This window comes from Actinomadura sediminis (genome assembly GCF_042675525.1).
Taxonomy (GTDB): Bacteria; Actinomycetota; Actinomycetes; order Streptosporangiales; family Streptosporangiaceae; genus Spirillospora; species Spirillospora sediminis.
This window is the reverse complement of record NZ_JBHTJA010000118.1, coordinates 1-18,726: the sequence shown is the minus strand read 5'-3', so window position 1 is coordinate 18,726 and position 18,726 is coordinate 1. Positions and strand designations below refer to the sequence as shown.

Below are 18,726 nucleotides of genomic sequence, written 5' to 3'. Positions count from 1 at the left end.
CCGCCGCGAACGCGCCCGCCCGCAGCCCGTGCGCGTGGAGGACGTCCGCGCCGCGCAGCAGCGTCCGCAGCCGCCCCACGGCCTTCGCGTCCCGCAGCGGGCGGGGCCGGTCGGCGAGGTCCACGGCCGCGAACCGGACGCCCGGCCGCGCGAACCCGAACCTGTCCTCGGTGTCGGCGGGCCCGCACACCACCACCCGCGCGCCGCGCTCGGCGAGCCCGGCCGCGACCGACCGCACGTGCCGGCCGACGCCGCCCGCCGCCGTCCCGAGGACGAGCGCGACCCGCAGCCCGTCCAGGCCCGCCTCGTCCGCGGGCGGCCGCATCTCGTACTCAGGCATCCGGCCCGACCTTCCTGGTGAGGACGGCCCGCAGGTCCCGGCCGTCGATGACGAACACGATGATCACGAATACCGCGGCGGCGACGGCGACCGCCGCGACCGCGGAGCCGACCGCCGCCACCTGGCTCCCGGCCCCGATCAGCGCGGTGACGGCGTATCCGGCGGCGCCGCCCCCGGCGCCGCCCGCGACCCCGGCCTCGAGTGCGCGCGGGACGCCCCGCAGCGCGGCGCGCCCGCGCACCCGCGCGAGCAGCGCGAGCAGCAGCGCCCCGGACAGCGTCATCCCGATGGCGTTCCCGGCGCCGAGCGCCGCGACGACCCACGCCCGGTCCACCAGGTGGACCAGGAGCAGATCGGCGGCCATCACCGTCCCCCAGCCCGCCACCACGACCGCGGCCGCCGCCCGGCCGCGGTCGCAGGCGTACAGGACGCGCTGCCCGACGTGGGCGACGATCCCGTAGCCGAGCAGTCCGGGCGCGAAGGCCAGGACGGCGCGCGACAAGACGTCCTGCTGGGCGGGTTCACCCGGGTTGAACAACACGGAGATCGGAAGCGCGACGGCGGCGAGCGACGCGGCTCCCGCGCACGACACCAGGAGCACCGCCCGGGTCGTCGACGAGGTGACGGCGTCGAACCGCTCCCGCTCGTCCGCGCCGCCGCGCGCCGACAGGATCGGGAACGCGCTCGTGGCGATCGGCACGACCAGGACCGCCCACGGCAGCAGGTAGACCGCCCACGCGTACTGGTAGTTGTTCAGAGCCCCGCGCGTCCCCTGCCAGCTCAGCGTCATCACCAGCAGCGTCGACAGCTGCTGCGCCGCGACCGTGGCGATCCCGGCGGCGGCGAGTCGCCGCACCCGCGCCGCCACCCCGTCGGGGAAGCGCAGTGCGGGCCGCAGCCCCAGCCGCAGCCGCCGGGCCGCGATCCCGGCCGTGGCGGCCATGGCCACCGCGCCGAGCGCGGTCCCGATGGCCAGGGTCAGCTCCGCCGAACGCGGCAGATGCTCCAGATCGTTGACGTAGGCGCGGCCGAGCGGCGCGAACGCCAGGTACGCGCCGATCACGACGATGCTCGAAATCAGCGGCGCCAGAGCGGGCGCGACGAACCGGCGGTGCGACTGCAGCAGCCCGTAGAAGACGACCGCCACCGCGTACATCACCATCTGCGGCGCGGTGATCGCGAGCATGGTGGCGGCGACGTCGACGATCTGCCCGCCGTCGCAGCCCGGCATCCGCTCGTCGGCGATGAACCCGACGATGGGGCGGGCGGCCAGGGCCATCACCGCCGACAGCGGCACCGTCAGCAGGACGACCCAGGTCAGCAGCGCCGACCCGGTCCGCCGTACCTCCTCCCGGTCACCGCGGTCGGCGGCCCCGGCCAGCACCGGCACGACCATGCTGGTGAGGGCGCCGCCCGCGACGATCTCGTACACGATCAGCGGGAACATCGTCGAGGTCGAGTACGCCTGCCCGAGGCACGACGTGGTGACGGTCTGCGACAGCGCGTACGTCCGGCCGAACCCGGCGAGCCGGGACAGGACCGTGATGATCGCGATGACGAGGGCGGCCCCGGCGATGCCGCCGGTCAGGCGGCGCAGGGACGGGGGCATGCTCGGCGTTCTCTGGGATGCGGGGTCACGTCGGAAAGGGGGGCGCCCGCCTACACCGCGTCGGCGGCGGGCGCGCCGTCCTCCACGGAACCGGCCTGCGGCGGCACCGCCGCGTTCGCGGCCGCTCCGGCGGCTTCGGGGACGGGGCGGCGGCCGAGCATGTCGATGCGGTGCAGCACCGGCGTGTCCCGGATCACCTTGGTGAAGCTGATCTTCTCGCTGGCGGCGTTCAGCCCGACGACGGCGGCGAGCACGGCGAGGCGCGGGCCCCGGCCGAGGCGGGCGGCGGCGAGGCCGAGCAGCGCGCCGAGGGCGTTGGCTCCGGTGTCGCCGAGCATCGCCCGTTCGGCGAGGTCCTCGGGGAGGAGCGCGGCGGCGGCGCCGAGCGGCGCGGCGACCACCGCGGACCCGGCGGACGTCAGCGCCAGCGGCGCCCCGGTGATCAGCCCGACCTTGACGGCGCGGCCGGGACGCAGGTCGAACAGGTTCATCAGGTTGGCGCTCCCGGCGACGAGCGCGCCGTTGACCAGGGTGTCGAACGCGCGGCCGGTGCGGGTCGGCGCCGGGGACCCGGCGGTCGCGGCGGCGGCCAGGCCGGTCGCGCCGATCCCGAGGATCTTCACGGCGCCGCTGGTGACCTCACCGCGGGCGAGGGCGCCGAGGTGGCCCTTGAAGCCGCGGGACGTGCCCGAGCCCGTCAGGTCGTCGTAGCCGCCGAGGACGGCGGAGCCGTCGGCCGACAGCAGCGCGGCGGCGGGCGTCCGGCCGCCCGGCCCGGACCCGAGGCCGGGGGCGAGGAGGCCGCCCACGACGGCGGCCGCCACGAACGCGGGGCCCTCCAGCAGGGTGACGGGCTCGCCGCGATGGTTCGTGCGGCCCCAGACCTCCGCGCCCGGGGCGCCGTTCAGGCCGGGGGGGCGGCGGGTCAGCGCCGTGTAGGCGGCGCGGGCCGCGACGGCGCCGAGCGCCGCGCCGGCCGCCGTCCGCAGGATCCCGCGTGCCGCGCCGGTGCGTCCCGCCGTGCCCCTGCCGTCCATCAGGTCACCCGCTCTTCCCCGCCGTGGGCGCGGGCGAGGGCAGGTAGCCGCTCACCCCGGCGCCCGTCCCGTACTGCCCGGACTCGCCGCTCAGCTCCTTCTGCAGCGCCAGGATCGCCACGACCTGCCCGGAGACGGTGTCCACGATGTCGACGGTGGAGACCGACTCGGCGGTGTCGGAGTCGCGCAGCGCCGCGATCAGCCCGCCGTCGCTCGCGGCGGGCGGCGGGCCGCCCACGACGGTACCGCTTCCGGCGGCGTCGAGGGCGGAGGCCAGCGAGATCAGCGCCTCGTTGTCGTGGTCGCCGCCCTCGTAGGCGTAGGCGGCGGCCGGGGCGACCATGACGGCCAGGGTCGCGCGGCGGCCCGGCTCGCCGGTCGTGGTGACGTACCCGGCCTCGGTGAACGCGCCGAGGACGGCCCCGGTCGCGGCGTCCTCGCGGCCGGCCTCGGCCGGGTCGCGGGTGACGAGCGCGCTCGCCAGCACGGCGCCCGCCTTGTCGTAGGTGCCGGCGTCCGCGGGGAACTCGACCCCTTCGGCCTTCAGCCGGCCGGCGAGCGCGTCGACGGTGGCGCGCTGGTCGTCGTCCAGGAGCTTCTTCTGGACGGTGACGCGGCCGGTGACGGCGGCACCGGCGTTCTTCACCAGCTCGCCGACCCGCTCGATGCTGTCGTCGCCCGCACCGGGCGTCTCGACCAGGACCACGGACTGGCCCTTGAGGCGGTTCTCGACGATCTGCGGGGCCAGCACCCCGGCGAACTGCTCTTGGCCCTGGACCTTGTGGTTCAGCTTGCGCTGCTCCTCCCGGGCCTGCTGGGCGCTGTCGGCGGCGGAGTTGGCCTGCTCGCGCAGGGTCTCGCTGACCGAGTTCGACAGGGTGGTGGAGCCCAGCACGATGCCGAGCGCGAGCGCGAGGAAGATCGCGACGATGGAGACGAGGTGGTATCGGAAATCGATCACGAGAAGAGTCCGGTGAGCCAGAAGACGAAGGCGTGCCAGCGATCGGCCAGCAAGGGGCCGATGACGCCTCCCGCCGGCGACGTGGCGACGGCGGTGACGATGGCGACGAGCGCGCCGAGGACGAGGAACAGCAGCGACCAGGTGGAGATGCGGCTGCGGTAGAGCCTGCTGACGCCCTTGGCGTCGACGAGCTTGCTGCCGACCCGCAGCCGGGTGAGGAACGTGCTCGCCATGCCCGCACGGCCCTTGTCGAGGAACTCCTCCATGTTGGCGTGCGTGCCGACCGCGACGATGAGCGAGGCGCCCTTCTCGTCGGCGAGGAGCATCGCGCAGTCCTCGCTGGTGGCCGTGGCCGGGAAGGTGATGGCGTCCTGCCCGAGCTCCTGCACCCGCTTGAGGCCGGGCGCCCGGCCGTCCCGGTAGGCGTGCACGACGATCTCCGCGCCGCAGGTCAGCGCGTCGTCGGAGACCGAGTCCATGTCCCCGACGATCATGTCGGGGCGGTAGCCGGCCTCCAGCAGCGCGTCGGCGCCGCCGTCGACGCCGATGAGCACCGGCCGGTACTCGCGGATGTAGGGCCGCAGGGTGGCGATGTCCTCGCGGTAGTGGTAGCCGCGGACGACGATCAGCGCGTGCCGCCCGTTCAGCTTCGTCCGCACCTCGGGGACGCCGACGCCGTCGATGAGCAGGTCGCGCTCGCGCTTGACGTACTCCATCGTGTTGGCGACGAACGCCTCGAGCTGCGTGGACAGCCCGGCCTTGGCCTCGACGAGGGCGGCGTCGACGGTCTCGGCGGTCTGCGCCATGCCCTTGGTGACGACCTCGTCGCCGCGGAAGACGGTGCAGTCCTCGATGCGGACCTGGTCGCCCTCCTGCAGCTTGGTGAAGATCTCCGGGCCGACGTCGTCGACCAGCGGGATCCCGGCCTCGACCAGGATCTGCGGGCCGAGGTTCGGATAGCGCCCGGAAATGCTGGGCGCGACGTTGACGACCGCACCGACCTGGCACGACACCAGCGCCTCCGCGCTGACCCGGTCGAGGTCGACGTGGTCGATGACGGCGACGTCGCCGGGCTGCAGCCGCTTGGTGAGGTTCTTGGTGCGGCGGTCGAGGCGGACGGTGGCGCTGACCCCCTGCCGCCCGTCGTCGCGGCCGCGGCCCAGCGCGAGCACGCGGCGCGGCAGCCGCTGGGCGAGACCGGCGCGACGCTCGGTGGTGGGTGTCGGGTCGTTCATCGCTTGCCATCCTGCCAGAGCACGGGCGCGAACGACGGTAAGGACGAACGTCCAGGCGTGTCCGTTCCCGCACCCTCTGTAGTCTTTGGGGCTTCGTCGAGGCGCGTACCGCACCCTCGACGTCTATGACGCGCCCGGGGACGCCCTGGTTCGGTCACCGTTCGTCCGCGGCCATCGCGAGCAGTTCCTCGGCGTGGGCGCGGCCGAGCTCGGAGTCCTCCAGCCCGGCGAGCATCCGGGACAGCTCCCGCACCCGGCCTTCGCGGTCGAGGGCGGTGACGCCGCTGCTGGTGACGGTGCCGTCGTCGGACTTCTCCACCAGCAGGTGCTGGTCGGCGAACGCGGCGACCTGCGGCAGGTGCGTGACGACTATCACCTGCGCGTTGCGGGCCAGCCGGGCCAGCCGGCGGCCGATCTCGACGGCCGCCTTGCCGCCGACGCCCGCGTCGACCTCGTCGAACACGAACGTGGGAACGGGGTCGGCGCCCGCGAACACCACCTCGATCGCCAGCATCACGCGCGACAGCTCGCCGCCCGAGGCGCCCTTGTGCAGCGGCAGCGGCCGCGACCCCGGGTGCGGCGCGAGCCGCACCTCCACCTCGTCCACGCCGTGCGGGCCGTAGTCGCCGGCCGCGGTCACGGTGACCTCGACGCGGGCGTGCGGCATCGCGAGGGCGGTCAGCTCGTCGGTGACGGCGGCGGAGAACCGTTCGGCGGCGCGGGTCCGGACGGCGGTCAGCTCGGCGGCCTCGGCGGCGAGCCGCTCGGTCAGCTCGGCGTGCTCGGCCGTCAGCTCCTCGATCCGGTCGTCGTCGCCCTCCAGCTCGGTGAGCCGCGCCGCCGACCGCCGCGACCACTCCAGCACCTCGGCGAGGCTCTCCCCGTACTTGCGGGTCAGCGCCGTCAGCTCGGCGCGCCGCTCCTGGACGACCGCGAGCCGCGCGGGGTCGGCGTCCACGGACTCGGCGTAGGCCGCCAGGTCGGTGCCGACGTCGGAGATCAGGTAGCCGGCCTCGGCGAGCCGGTCGGCGAGCGCCGCCAGCTCCGGGTCGTGCTCGCGGACGGCGTCCAGCGCGTTGCGTGCCTGCCCGAGCAGGCCCGTGACGTTCGCGGCCTCGAACGCCGCCGCCGGGTCGCCGAGCAGCGCCTCGTGGGCGGTGTCGGCGGCGCCGCGCAGCGCGTCGGCGTGCCCGAGGCGCTCCTCCTCGGCGGCCAGCTCGACGTCCTCGCCCTCGCGGGGGTCGGCCTTCTCGATCTCCTCCAGGCCGAACCGGAGCATCTCGGCCTCCTGCGCGCGCTCGCGCGCCCGCGTGGTGATCTCCTCGAGCAGCGCCGCGACCTTCCGGTGCCGCTGGTAGGTCTTCGTGTAGGCGCGCATCGGCTTGGTGAGCGACCCGCCCGCGTACCGGTCGAGGGCGGCGCGCTGCCGCGCGGTCTGCAGCAGCCGCTGCTGGTCGGACTGCCCGTGCACGGCGACCAGGTCGTCGGCGAGGTTGATCAGCAGGCTGACCGGGACGGACCGGCCGCCGAGGAACGCCCTGGAGCGGCCCTCCGCCGACACCGACCGGGTGACGATCAGCGCGCCGTCGTCCAGCTCGCCGCCGGCCTCCTCGACGCGCTCGACGACCCGGCCGCCGGGGTCGACCACGATCCGGCCCTCGATGGTGGCCCGGTCGGCTCCCGGCCGGACCCGCTGCGGGTCGGCCCGCCCCCCGAACAGCAGCCCCAGGCTGGTGACCACCATCGTCTTTCCGGCCCCGGTCTCCCCCGTGACGACGTTGAAACCCGGCGACAGATCGAGCACGGCCTCGTCGATCACCCCGAGGCCCTGAATCCGCACCTCATCGACCATCGGACGCACCAGCGTCACAACCCTCCGCAAACGATTCCCCGATCGGCGCCTGTGGAGATTATCCCTTCTGCTCCCCTGCCGCCTCCCCGGGCGCTCCGGGGGCGCCGTCCGGACGGCCGCCGCCGGGCGCGCCGCCGGACGGGTCCGGCGGGCCGTCGCCGCACCCGTCCGGAACCCGCATGACCTGCCGGTCCTCGGTGGGGGGCGTCGGATGCGCGGGCTGCCGGACGCGGCCGCGCCAGCCCGTCACCGGCAGGCCGAACTTGGTGACCAGCCGGTCGGTGAAGGGGGTGAGGTGGAGCCGCGCCAGCCGCACCGGCTCGGCGCCGCGCCGCACCTCCACCCGCGCGCCGGGCGGCAGGTCGAGGGTGCGGCGCCCGTCGCACCACAGGACCGCGCCGGGCGTGTCGGCCAGCACCTCCACCGCGACGGACGAGCGGGGCGACACCACCAGCGGGCGGGCGAACAGCGAGTGCGCGCTGATCGGCACGACGAGCATCGCCTCGACCTCCGGCCACACGACGGGCCCGCCCGCCGAGAACGCGTACGCCGTCGACCCGGTGGGCGTGGCGCACACCACGCCGTCGCAGCCCCAGTTCGACAGCGGGCGGCCGTCGATCTCGGCGACGACCTCCAGCATCCGTTCCCGCTCGGACTTCTCGATGCTCGCCTCGTTCAGCGCCCACGTGGTGCCCATCACCGTGCCGTTGCGGCGGACGGTGACGTCGATCGTCATCCGCTCCTCGACCTCGTACTGGCGGGTGCACACCCGGTCGACGGTGGCGGCGAGGTCCTCGCGCTCGGCCTCCGCGAGGAAGCCCACGTGCCCGAGGTTGACGCCCAGCAGCGGCGTCCCGGCCGCGCGGGTCAGGTCGGCGGCGCGCAGCAGCGTCCCGTCCCCGCCCAGCACCACGACGACCTCGGCGCCCTCGGCGGCCGTCGCGTGCGGCATGACCTGCACGCCCCGGCAGCCGATGTCGTCGGCCTCGTCCGCCAGCACCCGCACCGCGATGCCGGCCTGGGACAGCCGCTCGATCACCAGCTGGGCGCTGCGGACCGCCTCGGGCCGCCCGGTGTGCGCCACGACCAGCACCGACCTCGTGCTCATGCTCTCGCCCCACTCCCCGCCGCGCCGAGATGTACCGACGTGTTGACGAACGTCCCCGTACCCGGCGTTCCCGGTTCGGCCGTCCGTACCGTTTCCGTGACGTTCCGCGCCGCCCGGGCGCTCACTGCGGGCCCTCCGCGACGGCCTTCGCGAGGGCGTCCTCGTCCAGGGCCGGGGCGCCCGCCCGCAGCCACAGGAAGTACTCGACGTTGCCGGACGGGCCGGGCAGCGGGCTCGCGGTCACCCCGCGCACGCCCAGGCCGAGGGTGGCCGCGTGCGCCGCGACGCCGCGCACGGCGTCCGCGCGCAGCTCCGGTTCGCGCACGACGCCGCCCGCGCCGACGCGGTCCTTGCCGACCTCGAACTGCGGCTTCACCATGACGGCGTAGTCCGCGTCGGGCGCGGCGCAGCGCCGCACCGGCTCCAGGACCAGCTTGAGGGAGATGAACGACAGGTCGCCCACGACGAGGTCGGGCGGCGGCCCGCCGCCCAGCATCGCGGGCTCCAGGTCTCGGATGTTCACCCGCTCGAGCACCGTGACGCGGTCGTCGGTCCGCAGCGACCACGCGATCTGCCCGTACCCGACGTCCACGGCGAAGACGTGCGCGGCGCCGGCGCGCAGCAGCACGTCGGTGAATCCGCCGGTGGAGGCTCCGGCGTCCAGGCAGCGGCGGCCCGCGACCGCGAGGCCGGGGAACGCCGCCAGCGCGCCGGCGAGCTTGTGCCCGCCGCGCGAGACGTACTCGGGCCCGGTCCCGGCCTCGTCCACCACGATCGCGGCGCCGGTCTCCACCTGCGTCGCGGCCTTGGCGGCGCGCTGCCCGCCGACGCGGACCCGCCCGTCGCCGATCAGCTGCGTCGCGTGCTCCCGCGACCGCGCGAGACCGCGCCGCACCAGTTCGGCGTCCAGCCGCCGGCGTGCGCTCATGCCCGGGGGCGCAGGGCGTCGGGGAACGCGGGCCGGGGCCGCGGCGGCGCGGGGCGGCCCGCGTCGTCCGTCCCGCCCTCGGGGGCGCTCTCGGCGGAGATGAGCAGCTCCTGGAGGCTCCGGTGGACGTCCTCGAACACCGCCACGTGCTCGGGGACCGGCCGTCCGGCCAGGTCGCCGAGCCGGGCGAGGACGGCGTCCACGCGCGGGTCGCCGGTGGGTTCGGGCGGCGGCGCCGCCGGGAACTCCGGTTCCGGCGGCGGTTCCGCCGCCGGCGCGGCCTCCGCGGCCTCGTCGGACATCACCTTTACCTCCCTGCAACTTCCCCGGCGCGCCTGGAGTCGCCCCGGGCTCGGTCAGAACGCTACCGTCCCACTGACACGATCGTTGCGGACGGAAACGGGGAACGGCCTGACCATGGCGAACGAGCAGGACTGCCGGGCGGCGCTGGACAAGATCGTCGCGCGTATCGCGGAGGTGGACGCCGACCGGCTCGCCGAGCACGTCGTCGAACGGACGATCAGCTGCCGCGTCCCCGACCTCGGCGTGGCCTACCGGACCCGCCTGCACGCGGACGGCCTCGACCAGGTCCGGCCGGACGACGACCCGGGGAGCGCGCAGGTCAGGCTGACGGTCGGCAGCGACGACCTGGTGGCGCTCGCCGACGACGAGCTGAACCCGGCGAGGGCGTGGGCCACCGGCCGCCTCAAGATCGAGGCGAGCATCGGCGACCTGCTGCGGCTCCGCAGGCTCCTCTAGCCGAGCCCGATCGCCCGCAGCGCCCCGGCGAGACCGTCCGCGGGCGGCGGCTCCGCGGTGCTCCAGGCGGCGGACGCCAGCGCGCGGAGGCCGTCGTAGGGGTCGCCGGAGCCGCCGACGGCGAACGCGTCGCCGTCCCGCCGCACCGTCCAGCCGCCGCAGCGATGCACGTCCCCCGCCACGACCGCCTCGGGGTGCGGGACGAGCAGGCCCGTCAGGTCGGGCGCCAGGTAGGACGGGCGGCGGTGCGGCGGCGCGGTCAGGGCGCCGAGGGGGTCGGTCACCCCGGTGAGCACCAGCATGCTGTCGGCGCCGCCGTTGTGCGCGCCCTCGATGTCGGTGTCGAGCCGGTCCCCGACGACGAGGGGCCGCCGCGCGCCCGTCCGCCGGATCGACTCGCGGTGCAGCGGCCGTTCCGGCTTGCCCGTGACGATCGGCGCGACGCCGGTCGCGCTCTCGATCACCCGCAGCAGCGACCCGTTCCCCGGATGCGGCGGGCCGTCGCCGCCCGGGAGCGTCAGGTCGCCGTTCGACCCGACGAACAGCGCGCCCCGCGCGACCGCCATCCCGCCCTGCGCGAACAGCCCGTACCCGAGTCCCGGATCGTAGCCCTGCACCACCGCCGCCGTCCGCCCGGAGGCCACCGACACCGGGCGCAGGCCCTCGCCGTACAGGGCGTGCCGCAGCCCCATCCCGCCGACGACCAGCACCTCGGCGCCCGCCGGGAGCCGCTCGGCCAGCAGCCGCGCCGCCGCCTGCGCCGACGTCACCACGTCGTCCGGCGCGGCCGGCACGCCGACCTCGGTGAGCAGCGCCGCGACCGCCGACGGCGTCCGGGAGGCGTTGTTGGTGACGAACGCCGTGCGCTGCCCCGCCGCGCGGGCCTTGGCCACCGCCTCGGCCGCCGCCGGGACGGGCCGGCGGCCGATGTAGACGACACCGTCCAGGTCCAGCAGGGCGACGTCGTACACCTCGCACAGCGGACGTTCACTGCCCTTCATCGCACTCCCTCCGGTCGGACACCCGGACGATCGTACGGTGCGGGGCTACTCGCCGGTAGTCACCGTCGGGCCTCGAGGGTGGCGCGGGCGTGCCGGAGCTCGCGCTCGTAGTCCTTGTTCCCCGGCCGCATCGCCGCGGCCAGCGCCAGCTGCTGCACCGCGCCCTCGAAGTCGCCCATCCGGCTGAGCGACAGGCCGAGCCCGAACCGCGCGTAGTCCTCGGCGGGCTCCTCCTCGACGATGCTCTGGAAGCTCTCGGCCGCCGCCCCGAACTGCCGCGCCCCGAACTGCGCCCGCCCGAGCGCCTCCCGGATGCTGTGCGACCCCGGCTCCGCCTCGGCCGCCCGCGTCAGCAACTGCAGCGCCGCCCCCGCGCTGCCCGCCCGCAGCAGCTCGAGCCCTCGCGTGTACCACTCGTAGACGCCGCCCGCGGGGGCGGCGAGATCCTCGCCGGGGGAATCGTCCGGCCTGCCCGGTCCTTGAACACTCACGTGGACCTCCCCTCGCACATACGCCCCTTTGAACGTACCCACTGGAACCCGGACCGCCTCCCGGCGATTACCATGCACCCGGTGGACGACACCGTGGACGAACCCCCGGGCGACATCCCGGGCATCCCCGACGACATCGGGCCCGAGGAGTTCAGCGCCCGCGTCTTCGGCTCGGCGGGGTTCGCCTCCGGCCCGTCCGGCGGCCTCGAACTCGCGCCGTTCCGCGGCGTCCGGTTCGTCCCGGAGGTCGCCGGGGACCTCGCCGCCGTCACCACCCCGCCCTACGACCTGATCGACGACACGGCCGTCCGGCGGCTGCTGGCGAGCGGCGGGCACAACATCGTGCGGCTGAACATGCCGCGCGCCACCGGAGAGGGCTACGCCGACGCCGGACGCACCCTCCGCCGCTGGCTCGCCGACGGCGCCCTCGCGATCGACCCCGAACCCGCCCTGTACGTCTACGAGGCGTCGCGGGACGGGACGGTCCTGCAACGCGGCCTCATCGGCGGCCTCGGCGTCCGCGCGGAAGCCGACCGGACCGTGCTGCCCCACGAGGACGTCTTCCCCGGCCCGGTCCGCGACCGGCTCGCCCTGATGGCGGCCACCGAGGCCAACCTGGAGCCGATCTTCCTGGTCTACGAGGGCGGCGCGGACGCCGCGCGCATCGTCGACGACGCCGCCCGCGCCGATCCTCTGCTGGAGATCGCCGCCGACGGCCGCACGCACCGGCTCTGGCGCGTCACCGACCCCTCCCTGCACGACCGCGTCGCCGCCGACCTGCGCGGACGCCGCGCCCTCATCGCCGACGGCCACCACCGCTACGCCACCTACCGCGCCCTGCAGGCCCGCCACCGCGCCGCCGGCCACGGGGCGGGCCCGTGGGACCGCGGCCTCGCCCTCCTCGTCGACTCCACCCGCTACCCGCCGCACCTGGGCGCCATCCACCGCGTCCTGCCGGGCCTCCGCCCCGACGACGCCGCCGACCGCGCCCGCAAGGTGTTCCGCGTCACCGACCTGCCCGACGACGACACCGCCGTCCGCGCGCTCGCCGCCGCGCCGCGCCCCGCGTTCCTGCTCGGCGGCGGCGACGTTCCGCGCCTGCTCACCGACCCCGACCCGGGCGCGCTCGCCCGCGTCATGCCGTCCGACCACTCGCCGCAGTGGCGCCGCCTCGACACGGCCGTCCTCGACCACCTGCTGATCGAGGACGCCTGGAACGTGCCCGCGAACGAGAACGCGATCGAGGTCGTGCACGACGACCCGTCCGCCGCGATCGACCGCGCCCGCCGGACGGGCGGCACCGCGGTCGTGCTCAACCCGCTGCGCGTGGAGGACGTCCTCGCCGTCGCGGACCGGGGCGAACGCGTCCCCCGCAAGTCCACGTCCTTCGGCCCGAAACCCCGCACCGGCCTCGTCCTCCGCCTCCTCGGAACGGAACTGTGACCCGCGGCGCCCATCAAGCCAGCGCGGCCATCGCGTGCTCCTCCGCCTCCTCGACGAGCGCGTCATGGTCATCGGGTCTCATGAGGTCGGTGGGGGGAGACGTTGAGCAGCACCACGTAGTCGCCGATGCGCGTCATGCTCTGGTACTCGAACCTCCATTCCCCGTTATCCGCGGTGAGCGTGAAGATCGTGACGCGGCGGCTGCGGCCGGGCTTCTCCGTCACGTTGTCGGCGTACAGTTCGGCCCGCAGGCCGTCCGGCCTCTCATAGGCGTGACAGTCCTCGGATATCCGCCGCGCCATCACCCGTTCCGCCTCCGCTGCGGGCAAATGGACGATGGTCTCGTCGACGACGGAGCGCCACCTGAGGTCCTCCCATATGGCCAGCGCGGTGGGCGAGCCACCGGCGGCCGGCCCCAGGGCCCTGATCCGCCCAGGAGTCGACCGCGCCGCCGTGCACCCCTCATCGTCGAACTCCCCTTCCTTCAGCAGGTGCTTCAGCACCTCGCCGTAAGGCCCGACGGCCGGCCCGAAGGCCTCGGAAAGCGCGCCCGCGGGCCCATCGTCCTTCATCGGGAGCATCGCCTCCCACAGCCGGTTCCGCTCGGTCCGGGTAACGGAGCCGAACCGGGTGAGCCCGTCGTCGGCCCTGATGGCGACCTGTCTTGCGGTCTCGCCGATCACGTCGAGGGGCGCTCCCGGCAGAACTCCGATGGGCGACGTCCGGACGGCGGAACCGGCGCACACCGCGAACAGCAACGCGGTCGCCGACGCCGCCGGGAAAAAGGGATGGATCTTCACCTGGCGGTCATAGGGAACTGGCCAGGAGCGGCCGTCCGGAGCGATGATCGACGGATGGACGACACCACGACCACGATCACGCCGCTCGGCGGCGACGTGTACGAGATCGACACGCGGATGGCGGGCTACAGCGGCATCACCGCCGGGTACCTGATCCTGGGCGACCGGCCGTGCCTGGTCGAGCCCGGGACGTCCGGCTCGGCCCCGGTCGTCGAGGCCGCGCTGCGGGAGCTCGGCGTGGGCGCGGACGACCTGGCGACCGTCGTCGTCACCCACATCCACCTCGACCACGCGGGCGGCGTCGGCGACATCGCGCGCATGTACCCGCGCGCCGAGGTCGTCGTCCACGAGAAGGGCGCCCGGCACCTCGCGGACCCGTCCCGGCTCATGCGCAGCGCCCGGATGGTGTACGGCGACAGCCTCGACACGCTGTTCGGCGAGCTGAAGCCGACGGACGCCGCCCGCATCCGCGCCGTCGAGGAGACCGGGACGATCGACCTCGGCGGCGGGCGGCGCCTCGAGTCGCACCACTCCCCCGGCCACGCCAAGCACCACGTCGGGCTGATGGACTCCCAGACCGGCGACCTGTACGTCGGCGACGCCGCGGGGGTGTACATCCCCGAGACGGCCGACGTGCGCCCCGCGACGCCGCCGCCGGACTTCGACCTCGACACCACGCTGGCGTCCCTCGGCAAGTTCCGGGCGCTGGGCCCGCAGCGGCTCCTGTTCGCGCACTACGGGCCCGTCACCGAGGTCGAGGACACGCTGGAACGCTCCGCCGAGGAACTGCGGGTCTGGGTCGACCACGTCAAGGACGCCCGCGACCAGGGCCTCGACCTGGACCACGCCGTCGCGATGGTCGTGGAACGCACCCGCGACCGCTACGCCGTGTCCCGTCCGGACGTCGACCCGGAGATCGCCGCGAAGTACGAGGTGCTCAGCAGCGCCGAGAGCAACGTCGCCGGGATCATGCACGCCCTCGACCGGCACGCATGATGCGCGTCAGCGGCGGAACGGACCGGTGACCTCGTACGTCCGCCCGTCCGTTCCGCCGATGAACCCGCTCTCGCCCCGCTGCGACGAGAAGTACAGGCGCGTCCCGTCCGGGCTGAACGCCGGTCCGGTGATCTCCGACTCGTCGTGCCCCACGACCCGCAGCACCGGCGCGACGATCCCGTCCGGGGTGATGATGTTGATCTCCATGTTGCCGCCGTCCTCGGCCACGTAGAGGTCGCCGGACGCCGAGGCGGTCACGTTGTCGACGCCCGTCAGCGGCGCCTCGCCGCTCACCAGGTCGTCGTCGTAGACGATCTCGAGCCGCTCGGCCGCCGCCCGGTACGCCCACACGCGCCCGTCGCCCTTCGTCGTGAAGTAGCAGGTCCCGTCGCTGTAGTGACAGCCTTCGCCGCCGTCGAACCGCATCGCGCCGTCGACCTGGTCCCGTGTCGGCGTCCACCAGAACTCCGGTCGCGGCACGTCCGCCCACCGGACGGCCCCGGGCCCGGAGCCGACGAGCACCTGCAGCGTCCCGGCCGACAGGTCGCCCCACGTCTCGGGCACGAACCGGTAGAAGCAGCCGTCCCCCTGGTCCTCGGTGAGGTACACGACGCGCCGATCCGGGTCGCACGCCGCGGCCTCGTGCTTGAACCGCCCCATCGCGGGCCGCGCCACCGCGTCGGCCTCCCCGCGCGGATCGGTCTCGAACACCAGGCCCCAGTCGTGCTCTTCGCACGACAGCCACGTGTTCCACGGCGTCCCGCCGCCCGCGCAGTTCAGCGTCGTCCCGTTCAGGATCCGGTACGCCGACCTCACCCGGCCGGACGCGTCGAAACGCACGGCCGACGCGCCGCCCACGACCGGAACCTCCGAGTTGCTCACGTAGATCCAGCCGTCCCCGTCGGGGAAGCAGGCGCCGCCGTCCGGCGCCGGATGCCACGTGTACCGGGTGCCCTCCACCCGCTGCAGCGATCGCGCGACGACCCGGCCGCTGAACCCTTCCGGAAGCTGCAGCCCGTTCGCGTCGGCCGCCCGCAGCGGCCCGTACGGGCTCGGGCCGGGCTGCGCGGGACCGTCGGCGAACGCCCGGCGCCACAGCGCCCCGGGGAGCGCGGCCGCACCACCGGCTGCCGCCGCGGCGTACAGGAACTTGCGTCGATCAAGGGACATGATGCTCCCAAGGAGTCGGAAAACGCCGGGAACATATCCCGACGAATCCCCCCGAACGGCAACGGTCCCGTGACTATCGAATGAAAGATCACGTCCGTCAATACCGCTCTCCCGCGGACGCCGCCGACGAGGCGCGGAGCGCGAGGAGGGAGCGAAAGCCCAATGGACGCGAGCGCGAGCGCCGGCGAATGCCGGCGGTCAGCAACACCGGCCGCTTCCTGGCTCCCAGCGCCGGAGCGGGCGGCCGGAGGAGGAGGTTGTGGCGCCGTGTGCGACGCCGCCACCGGGGCTGACCTTGTACGGCGGGCCAACGCGGTGCACTTCGGCACCACGGCCTCGACGCGGGCCGTGCGGGAATGACCGGCGCGCGTACGGGAGGGACGATCCGGGGCGTACGGCGCCGATCCCCACGGGGAACGCGGCCGGTTTCACGCTGACACCCAGCGCACGCGACTCAACGAGGCCTGCCCGCCCTCGCCCGGCCCGGCACACCCGGCGCCCGTCTCACCGCCTGCGCCGTACCTGGCCGGGTTCAAGGACGGCGTCGGTGCCAGCGAGCTGGGGACGAAGCAGCGACGTGGCCGAGCCCCGGGAGCCTCCCCCGGCGGAGGCACGGCCGCACCGACGCCCACGGGCGGCCGATGGCCCGCAGCCAGGGGGCCGAGCGGTGCGCCGATCCGCCGGGCATCGGGGGCGGTGCTGCGCCCGGATCATTCACGTGGACTCGATACCGCCGCCGGCAGGCGCGCCGAACAGCCGAGCCCGGGCAGGAACCCGGTGAGCCGCGGCGCCGTGGTGGCGTCCAGCTCACCACCGGTGATCAGCGGCACGCGCACCCGGCCGGTCGGCGCCGGGTTCGACAGCGCCCTCCGGACGGTCCGGGCCGAGACGAGCGTGGACGGTCCGGCCGGAGCCGAGCCGAACACCCGCGCCACCGTCACCGGCCGCCCGGGCTACGCCGCGTCCCGACCCCGCGCCTCGTCCCCTCGGCTTCAGGGGGCGTTGCCTACGCGGTTCCGTTCCGACCGGCGCAGCCCGGACATGCCCGCTTCGTGCGTTCGTCCGGCGGACCTACTCGTCGTCGGAACGGTCCCGTTCGGACGGCTCGTCTCCGCGAGGCTCCCCGGCGGACTCCTCCTCGGGCCGCTCGGCCTGCGGCTGCTCAGGCTCGAGGAAGACGACGGGCGCCTGCGGCGCGTTCTCGTCCGGCACCGCCGACTCCTCCGGGGTGGCGGGCTTGAACTCGATGTCGGTCGGCGCGGCGGGCTCGGCCTCGGTTTCGACCGTCTCGACCTCCGCCTCCTCCTCTTCGGTGTCGAAGATGAGGAGCCCGTCCAGTTCGGCGTACCGCTCGGCCGCGTCGGTATCGCCGTCGCGGTCGGCCGCCGCCGCACGCGCGAACCACTCGATGGCCTCTTCCGCGCGTCCCGCCTCTACGAGAGCGTCCGCGTAGGCGTAGAACAGCCGCGCCGACCACGGCCGCAGCCTCCGGTCCCGCAACTCGGGGATCTGCAGCGCGACCACGGCCGCGTCGTACTGGCCGAGGTCCCGGCGGACCCCCGACTCGACGATCCGCAGCTCGATGCGCCCCATGGCGTCGAGCCGTTCGGCCTCCGGGGACTTGACCAGGTCGAGCGCCCGCTCCGGACGTCCGAGCCCGCGCTCGCAGTCGACCATCACGGGCAGGTACGAGTCGTCGCCCGCGCCGAGCCGGCGCGCGGCCCGCAGTTCGGCGAGCGCCTCCGCCCACTCTCCCGCGTGGTACGCCGCGATCCCGGCGGCCTCCCGGACGATCCCGACCCGGGACGCGAGCCGCCGCGCGGCCCGCGCGTGCCGGTACGACAGCTCCGGGTCGTCCTCTGCGAGCCGCCCGGCCATCACGAGGTGACGCGCGACCCGGCCCGCGAGGTCCTTCGGCAGGCTTCGCAGCCCGCCACGCGCCTCCGCGTCCAGTTCCTCGCCGGTGACGTCGTCCGGCAGCAACGGGTCGTCATGCGCCGGCGCCGGCTTCTCCCGCTCGACGCGCTCCCGCGGTGGCCGCCTGTCCGAATCCTGCGGCCGTCCGGGGCCCCGGCCCTTGAACGTCCTGTCGCGGTCACCGGTGCGGCCGTCCCGCGCGAACTTGCCGTTGCCGGGGCGCCGCTCGTCGCGCGGCCCACGCCGGTCACGGTCCTGGAAGCGGCGCTCCCCCTGGCCGCCCGAGCGGGGACCCCGCGCGTCGCGGCCCTCGCCGTCCCGAGGACGCTCGCGCCGCTCACCGGGCCGACCGCCGAACTTCCCGTCGCGCCGCGGGCCGCCCCGACGATCGTCCCGCTCGAACTTTCCAGGACGCCGCTCGCCGCGGCCCTCCCCGGACCCCGGGCGCCGGTCGTCCGAACGCTTGAACGGGCGATCGGGCCGTCGCTCGTCCCGCGCCTTCGGACCCGCATCGGTTCGACGGTCGCCCTGTCCCTTGTACGGACGGTCGTCCCGCCCTCTCGAGCCGGCGCCGGGCCGACGATCGCTGGATCCCTTGTACGGACGATCGGACCGGCCCTCGTCCCGTCCCCGCGATCCGCCGCCCGTCCCCGGCCTGTCACCGGAACGCTTGAACGGACGGTCGGGCCGGCGCTCATCACGATCCCCGCGGGCCGCGCCGGGACGCCCCCGTCCCTGCTGCGGCTTCCCGGAGCGGGGACCACCGGGTCCTCCACGCGCGTTCCCCCCGCGACGGCCGGGCGTGTTCCGCCCTCCGCTGTTCCCCCGCCGCCCGCGGTTGTCGTCGCTGCGGCCGTCCTCTTCCGCGCTCATCACGTCCGTCACTGTTCTTGATGGTGGTTCTCTTGACCCTTGCAGCCTACTTTGGCGAGGCCGGACATGCGTCGAGGGCCGCCCCGGCAATCGGGGCGACCCTCGACCAAAAAAAGGTCCGGCGGCGTCCTACTCTCCCACACAGTCTCCCATGCAGTACCATCGGCGCTGAGAGGCTTAACTACCGGGTTCGGAATGGGACCGGG

Annotated in this window: 17 protein-coding genes, 1 rRNA gene and 1 pseudogene; 3 read left to right on the top strand and 16 right to left on the bottom strand. The window is 74.9% G+C overall.

Annotated features, from left to right (window positions below; translation table 11 throughout):
• From ACFQ11_RS32600 to ACFQ11_RS32560, 9 genes and pseudogenes are all read right to left on the bottom strand, one after another.
• On the bottom strand, nt 1-340 hold a 340-nt coding region (locus tag ACFQ11_RS32600; RefSeq protein WP_378305768.1), incomplete at its 3' end, for a glycosyltransferase family 4 protein.
• Complete coding sequence (gene murJ / locus ACFQ11_RS32595) at nt 333-1,949, bottom strand: murein biosynthesis integral membrane protein MurJ (protein ID WP_378305766.1); 1,617 nt, start codon at nt 1,947-1,949, stop codon at nt 333-335. The genes murJ and ACFQ11_RS32600, both read right to left, overlap by 8 nt.
• A 50-nt stretch (nt 1,950-1,999) precedes the next feature.
• Nucleotides 2,000-2,986, bottom strand: a complete 987-nt coding sequence (locus tag ACFQ11_RS32590; protein WP_378305764.1) for a hypothetical protein — start codon at nt 2,984-2,986, stop codon at nt 2,000-2,002.
• Between the two features lie 4 nt (nt 2,987-2,990).
• Nucleotides 2,991-3,947, bottom strand: a complete 957-nt coding sequence (locus tag ACFQ11_RS32585) for a copper transporter (RefSeq protein WP_378305762.1) — start codon at nt 3,945-3,947, stop codon at nt 2,991-2,993.
• Nucleotides 3,944-5,182, bottom strand: a complete 1,239-nt coding sequence (steA, locus tag ACFQ11_RS32580; RefSeq protein WP_378305760.1) for a putative cytokinetic ring protein SteA — start codon at nt 5,180-5,182, stop codon at nt 3,944-3,946. The genes ACFQ11_RS32585 and steA overlap by 4 nt, the downstream gene beginning before the upstream one ends.
• A gap of 154 nt (nt 5,183-5,336) precedes the next feature.
• Nucleotides 5,337-7,034, bottom strand: coding sequence for a DNA repair protein RecN (gene recN / locus ACFQ11_RS32575; protein ID WP_378305758.1), 1,698 nt, complete (start codon nt 7,032-7,034; stop codon nt 5,337-5,339).
• A 226-nt stretch (nt 7,035-7,260) separates the two neighbouring features.
• Nucleotides 7,261-8,142 (bottom strand): annotated as a pseudogene (locus ACFQ11_RS32570) (NAD kinase); the annotation flags it as partial.
• Nucleotides 8,143-8,263: 121 nt separating this feature from the next.
• Nucleotides 8,264-9,070 carry a TlyA family RNA methyltransferase gene (locus tag ACFQ11_RS32565; RefSeq protein ID WP_378305756.1) on the bottom strand — a complete coding sequence of 269 codons (807 nt, stop codon included), beginning with the start codon at nt 9,068-9,070 and terminating at the stop codon, nt 8,264-8,266.
• Nucleotides 9,067-9,372 (bottom strand): hypothetical protein, encoded by a 306-nt coding sequence (locus ACFQ11_RS32560; protein WP_378305754.1) that lies wholly within the window; start codon nt 9,370-9,372, stop codon nt 9,067-9,069. The genes ACFQ11_RS32565 and ACFQ11_RS32560 overlap by 4 nt, the downstream gene beginning before the upstream one ends.
• 115 nt (nt 9,373-9,487) lie before the next feature.
• Between ACFQ11_RS32560 and ACFQ11_RS32555 the strand changes: the two genes are divergently transcribed.
• On the top strand, nt 9,488-9,829 hold the full coding sequence (locus ACFQ11_RS32555) for an SCP2 sterol-binding domain-containing protein (RefSeq protein WP_378305752.1): 342 nt from the start codon (nt 9,488-9,490) through the stop codon (nt 9,827-9,829).
• Here ACFQ11_RS32555 and ACFQ11_RS32550 read toward each other — a convergent pair.
• On the bottom strand, nt 9,826-10,830 hold the full coding sequence (locus tag ACFQ11_RS32550; protein WP_378305750.1) for an HAD-IIA family hydrolase: 1,005 nt from the start codon (nt 10,828-10,830) through the stop codon (nt 9,826-9,828). The genes ACFQ11_RS32555 and ACFQ11_RS32550 overlap by 4 nt on opposite strands.
• Before the next feature lie 59 nt (nt 10,831-10,889).
• Nucleotides 10,890-11,321, bottom strand: coding sequence for a tetratricopeptide repeat protein (locus ACFQ11_RS32545; protein ID WP_378305748.1), 432 nt, complete (start codon nt 11,319-11,321; stop codon nt 10,890-10,892).
• Nucleotides 11,322-11,402: 81 nt separating this feature from the next.
• Here ACFQ11_RS32545 and ACFQ11_RS32540 point away from each other — a divergent pair, with 81 nt between their 5' ends.
• Nucleotides 11,403-12,764, top strand: coding sequence for a DUF1015 family protein (locus ACFQ11_RS32540; RefSeq protein ID WP_378305746.1), 1,362 nt, complete (start codon nt 11,403-11,405; stop codon nt 12,762-12,764).
• Between the two features lie 68 nt (nt 12,765-12,832).
• Here the strand turns inward: ACFQ11_RS32540 and ACFQ11_RS32535 are convergent, their stop codons facing one another.
• Entirely contained in the window at nt 12,833-13,447 is a 615-nt protein-coding gene (locus tag ACFQ11_RS32535) for a hypothetical protein (protein ID WP_378305744.1), read from the bottom strand.
• Nucleotides 13,448-13,618: 171 nt separating this feature from the next.
• Between ACFQ11_RS32535 and ACFQ11_RS32530 the strand changes: the two genes are divergently transcribed.
• Complete coding sequence (locus ACFQ11_RS32530) at nt 13,619-14,560, top strand: MBL fold metallo-hydrolase (protein ID WP_378305742.1); 942 nt, start codon at nt 13,619-13,621, stop codon at nt 14,558-14,560.
• A gap of 6 nt (nt 14,561-14,566) precedes the next feature.
• Here ACFQ11_RS32530 and ACFQ11_RS32525 read toward each other — a convergent pair whose 3' ends face one another.
• The 4 genes from ACFQ11_RS32525 to rrf form a co-directional block, all read right to left on the bottom strand.
• A complete protein-coding gene (locus ACFQ11_RS32525) occupies nt 14,567-15,730 on the bottom strand; it encodes an alkaline phosphatase PhoX (protein WP_378305740.1) in 1,164 nt (387 codons plus the stop codon).
• Nucleotides 15,731-16,440: 710 nt separating this feature from the next.
• A complete protein-coding gene (locus ACFQ11_RS32520) occupies nt 16,441-16,656 on the bottom strand; it encodes a hypothetical protein (protein ID WP_378305738.1) in 216 nt (71 codons plus the stop codon).
• Nucleotides 16,657-16,801: 145 nt separating this feature from the next.
• Nucleotides 16,802-17,713, bottom strand: a complete 912-nt coding sequence (locus ACFQ11_RS32515; RefSeq protein ID WP_378305736.1) for a hypothetical protein — start codon at nt 17,711-17,713, stop codon at nt 16,802-16,804.
• 923 nt (nt 17,714-18,636) lie between these two features.
• Nucleotides 18,637-18,726 (bottom strand): 5S ribosomal RNA (gene rrf / locus ACFQ11_RS32510); the annotation flags it as partial.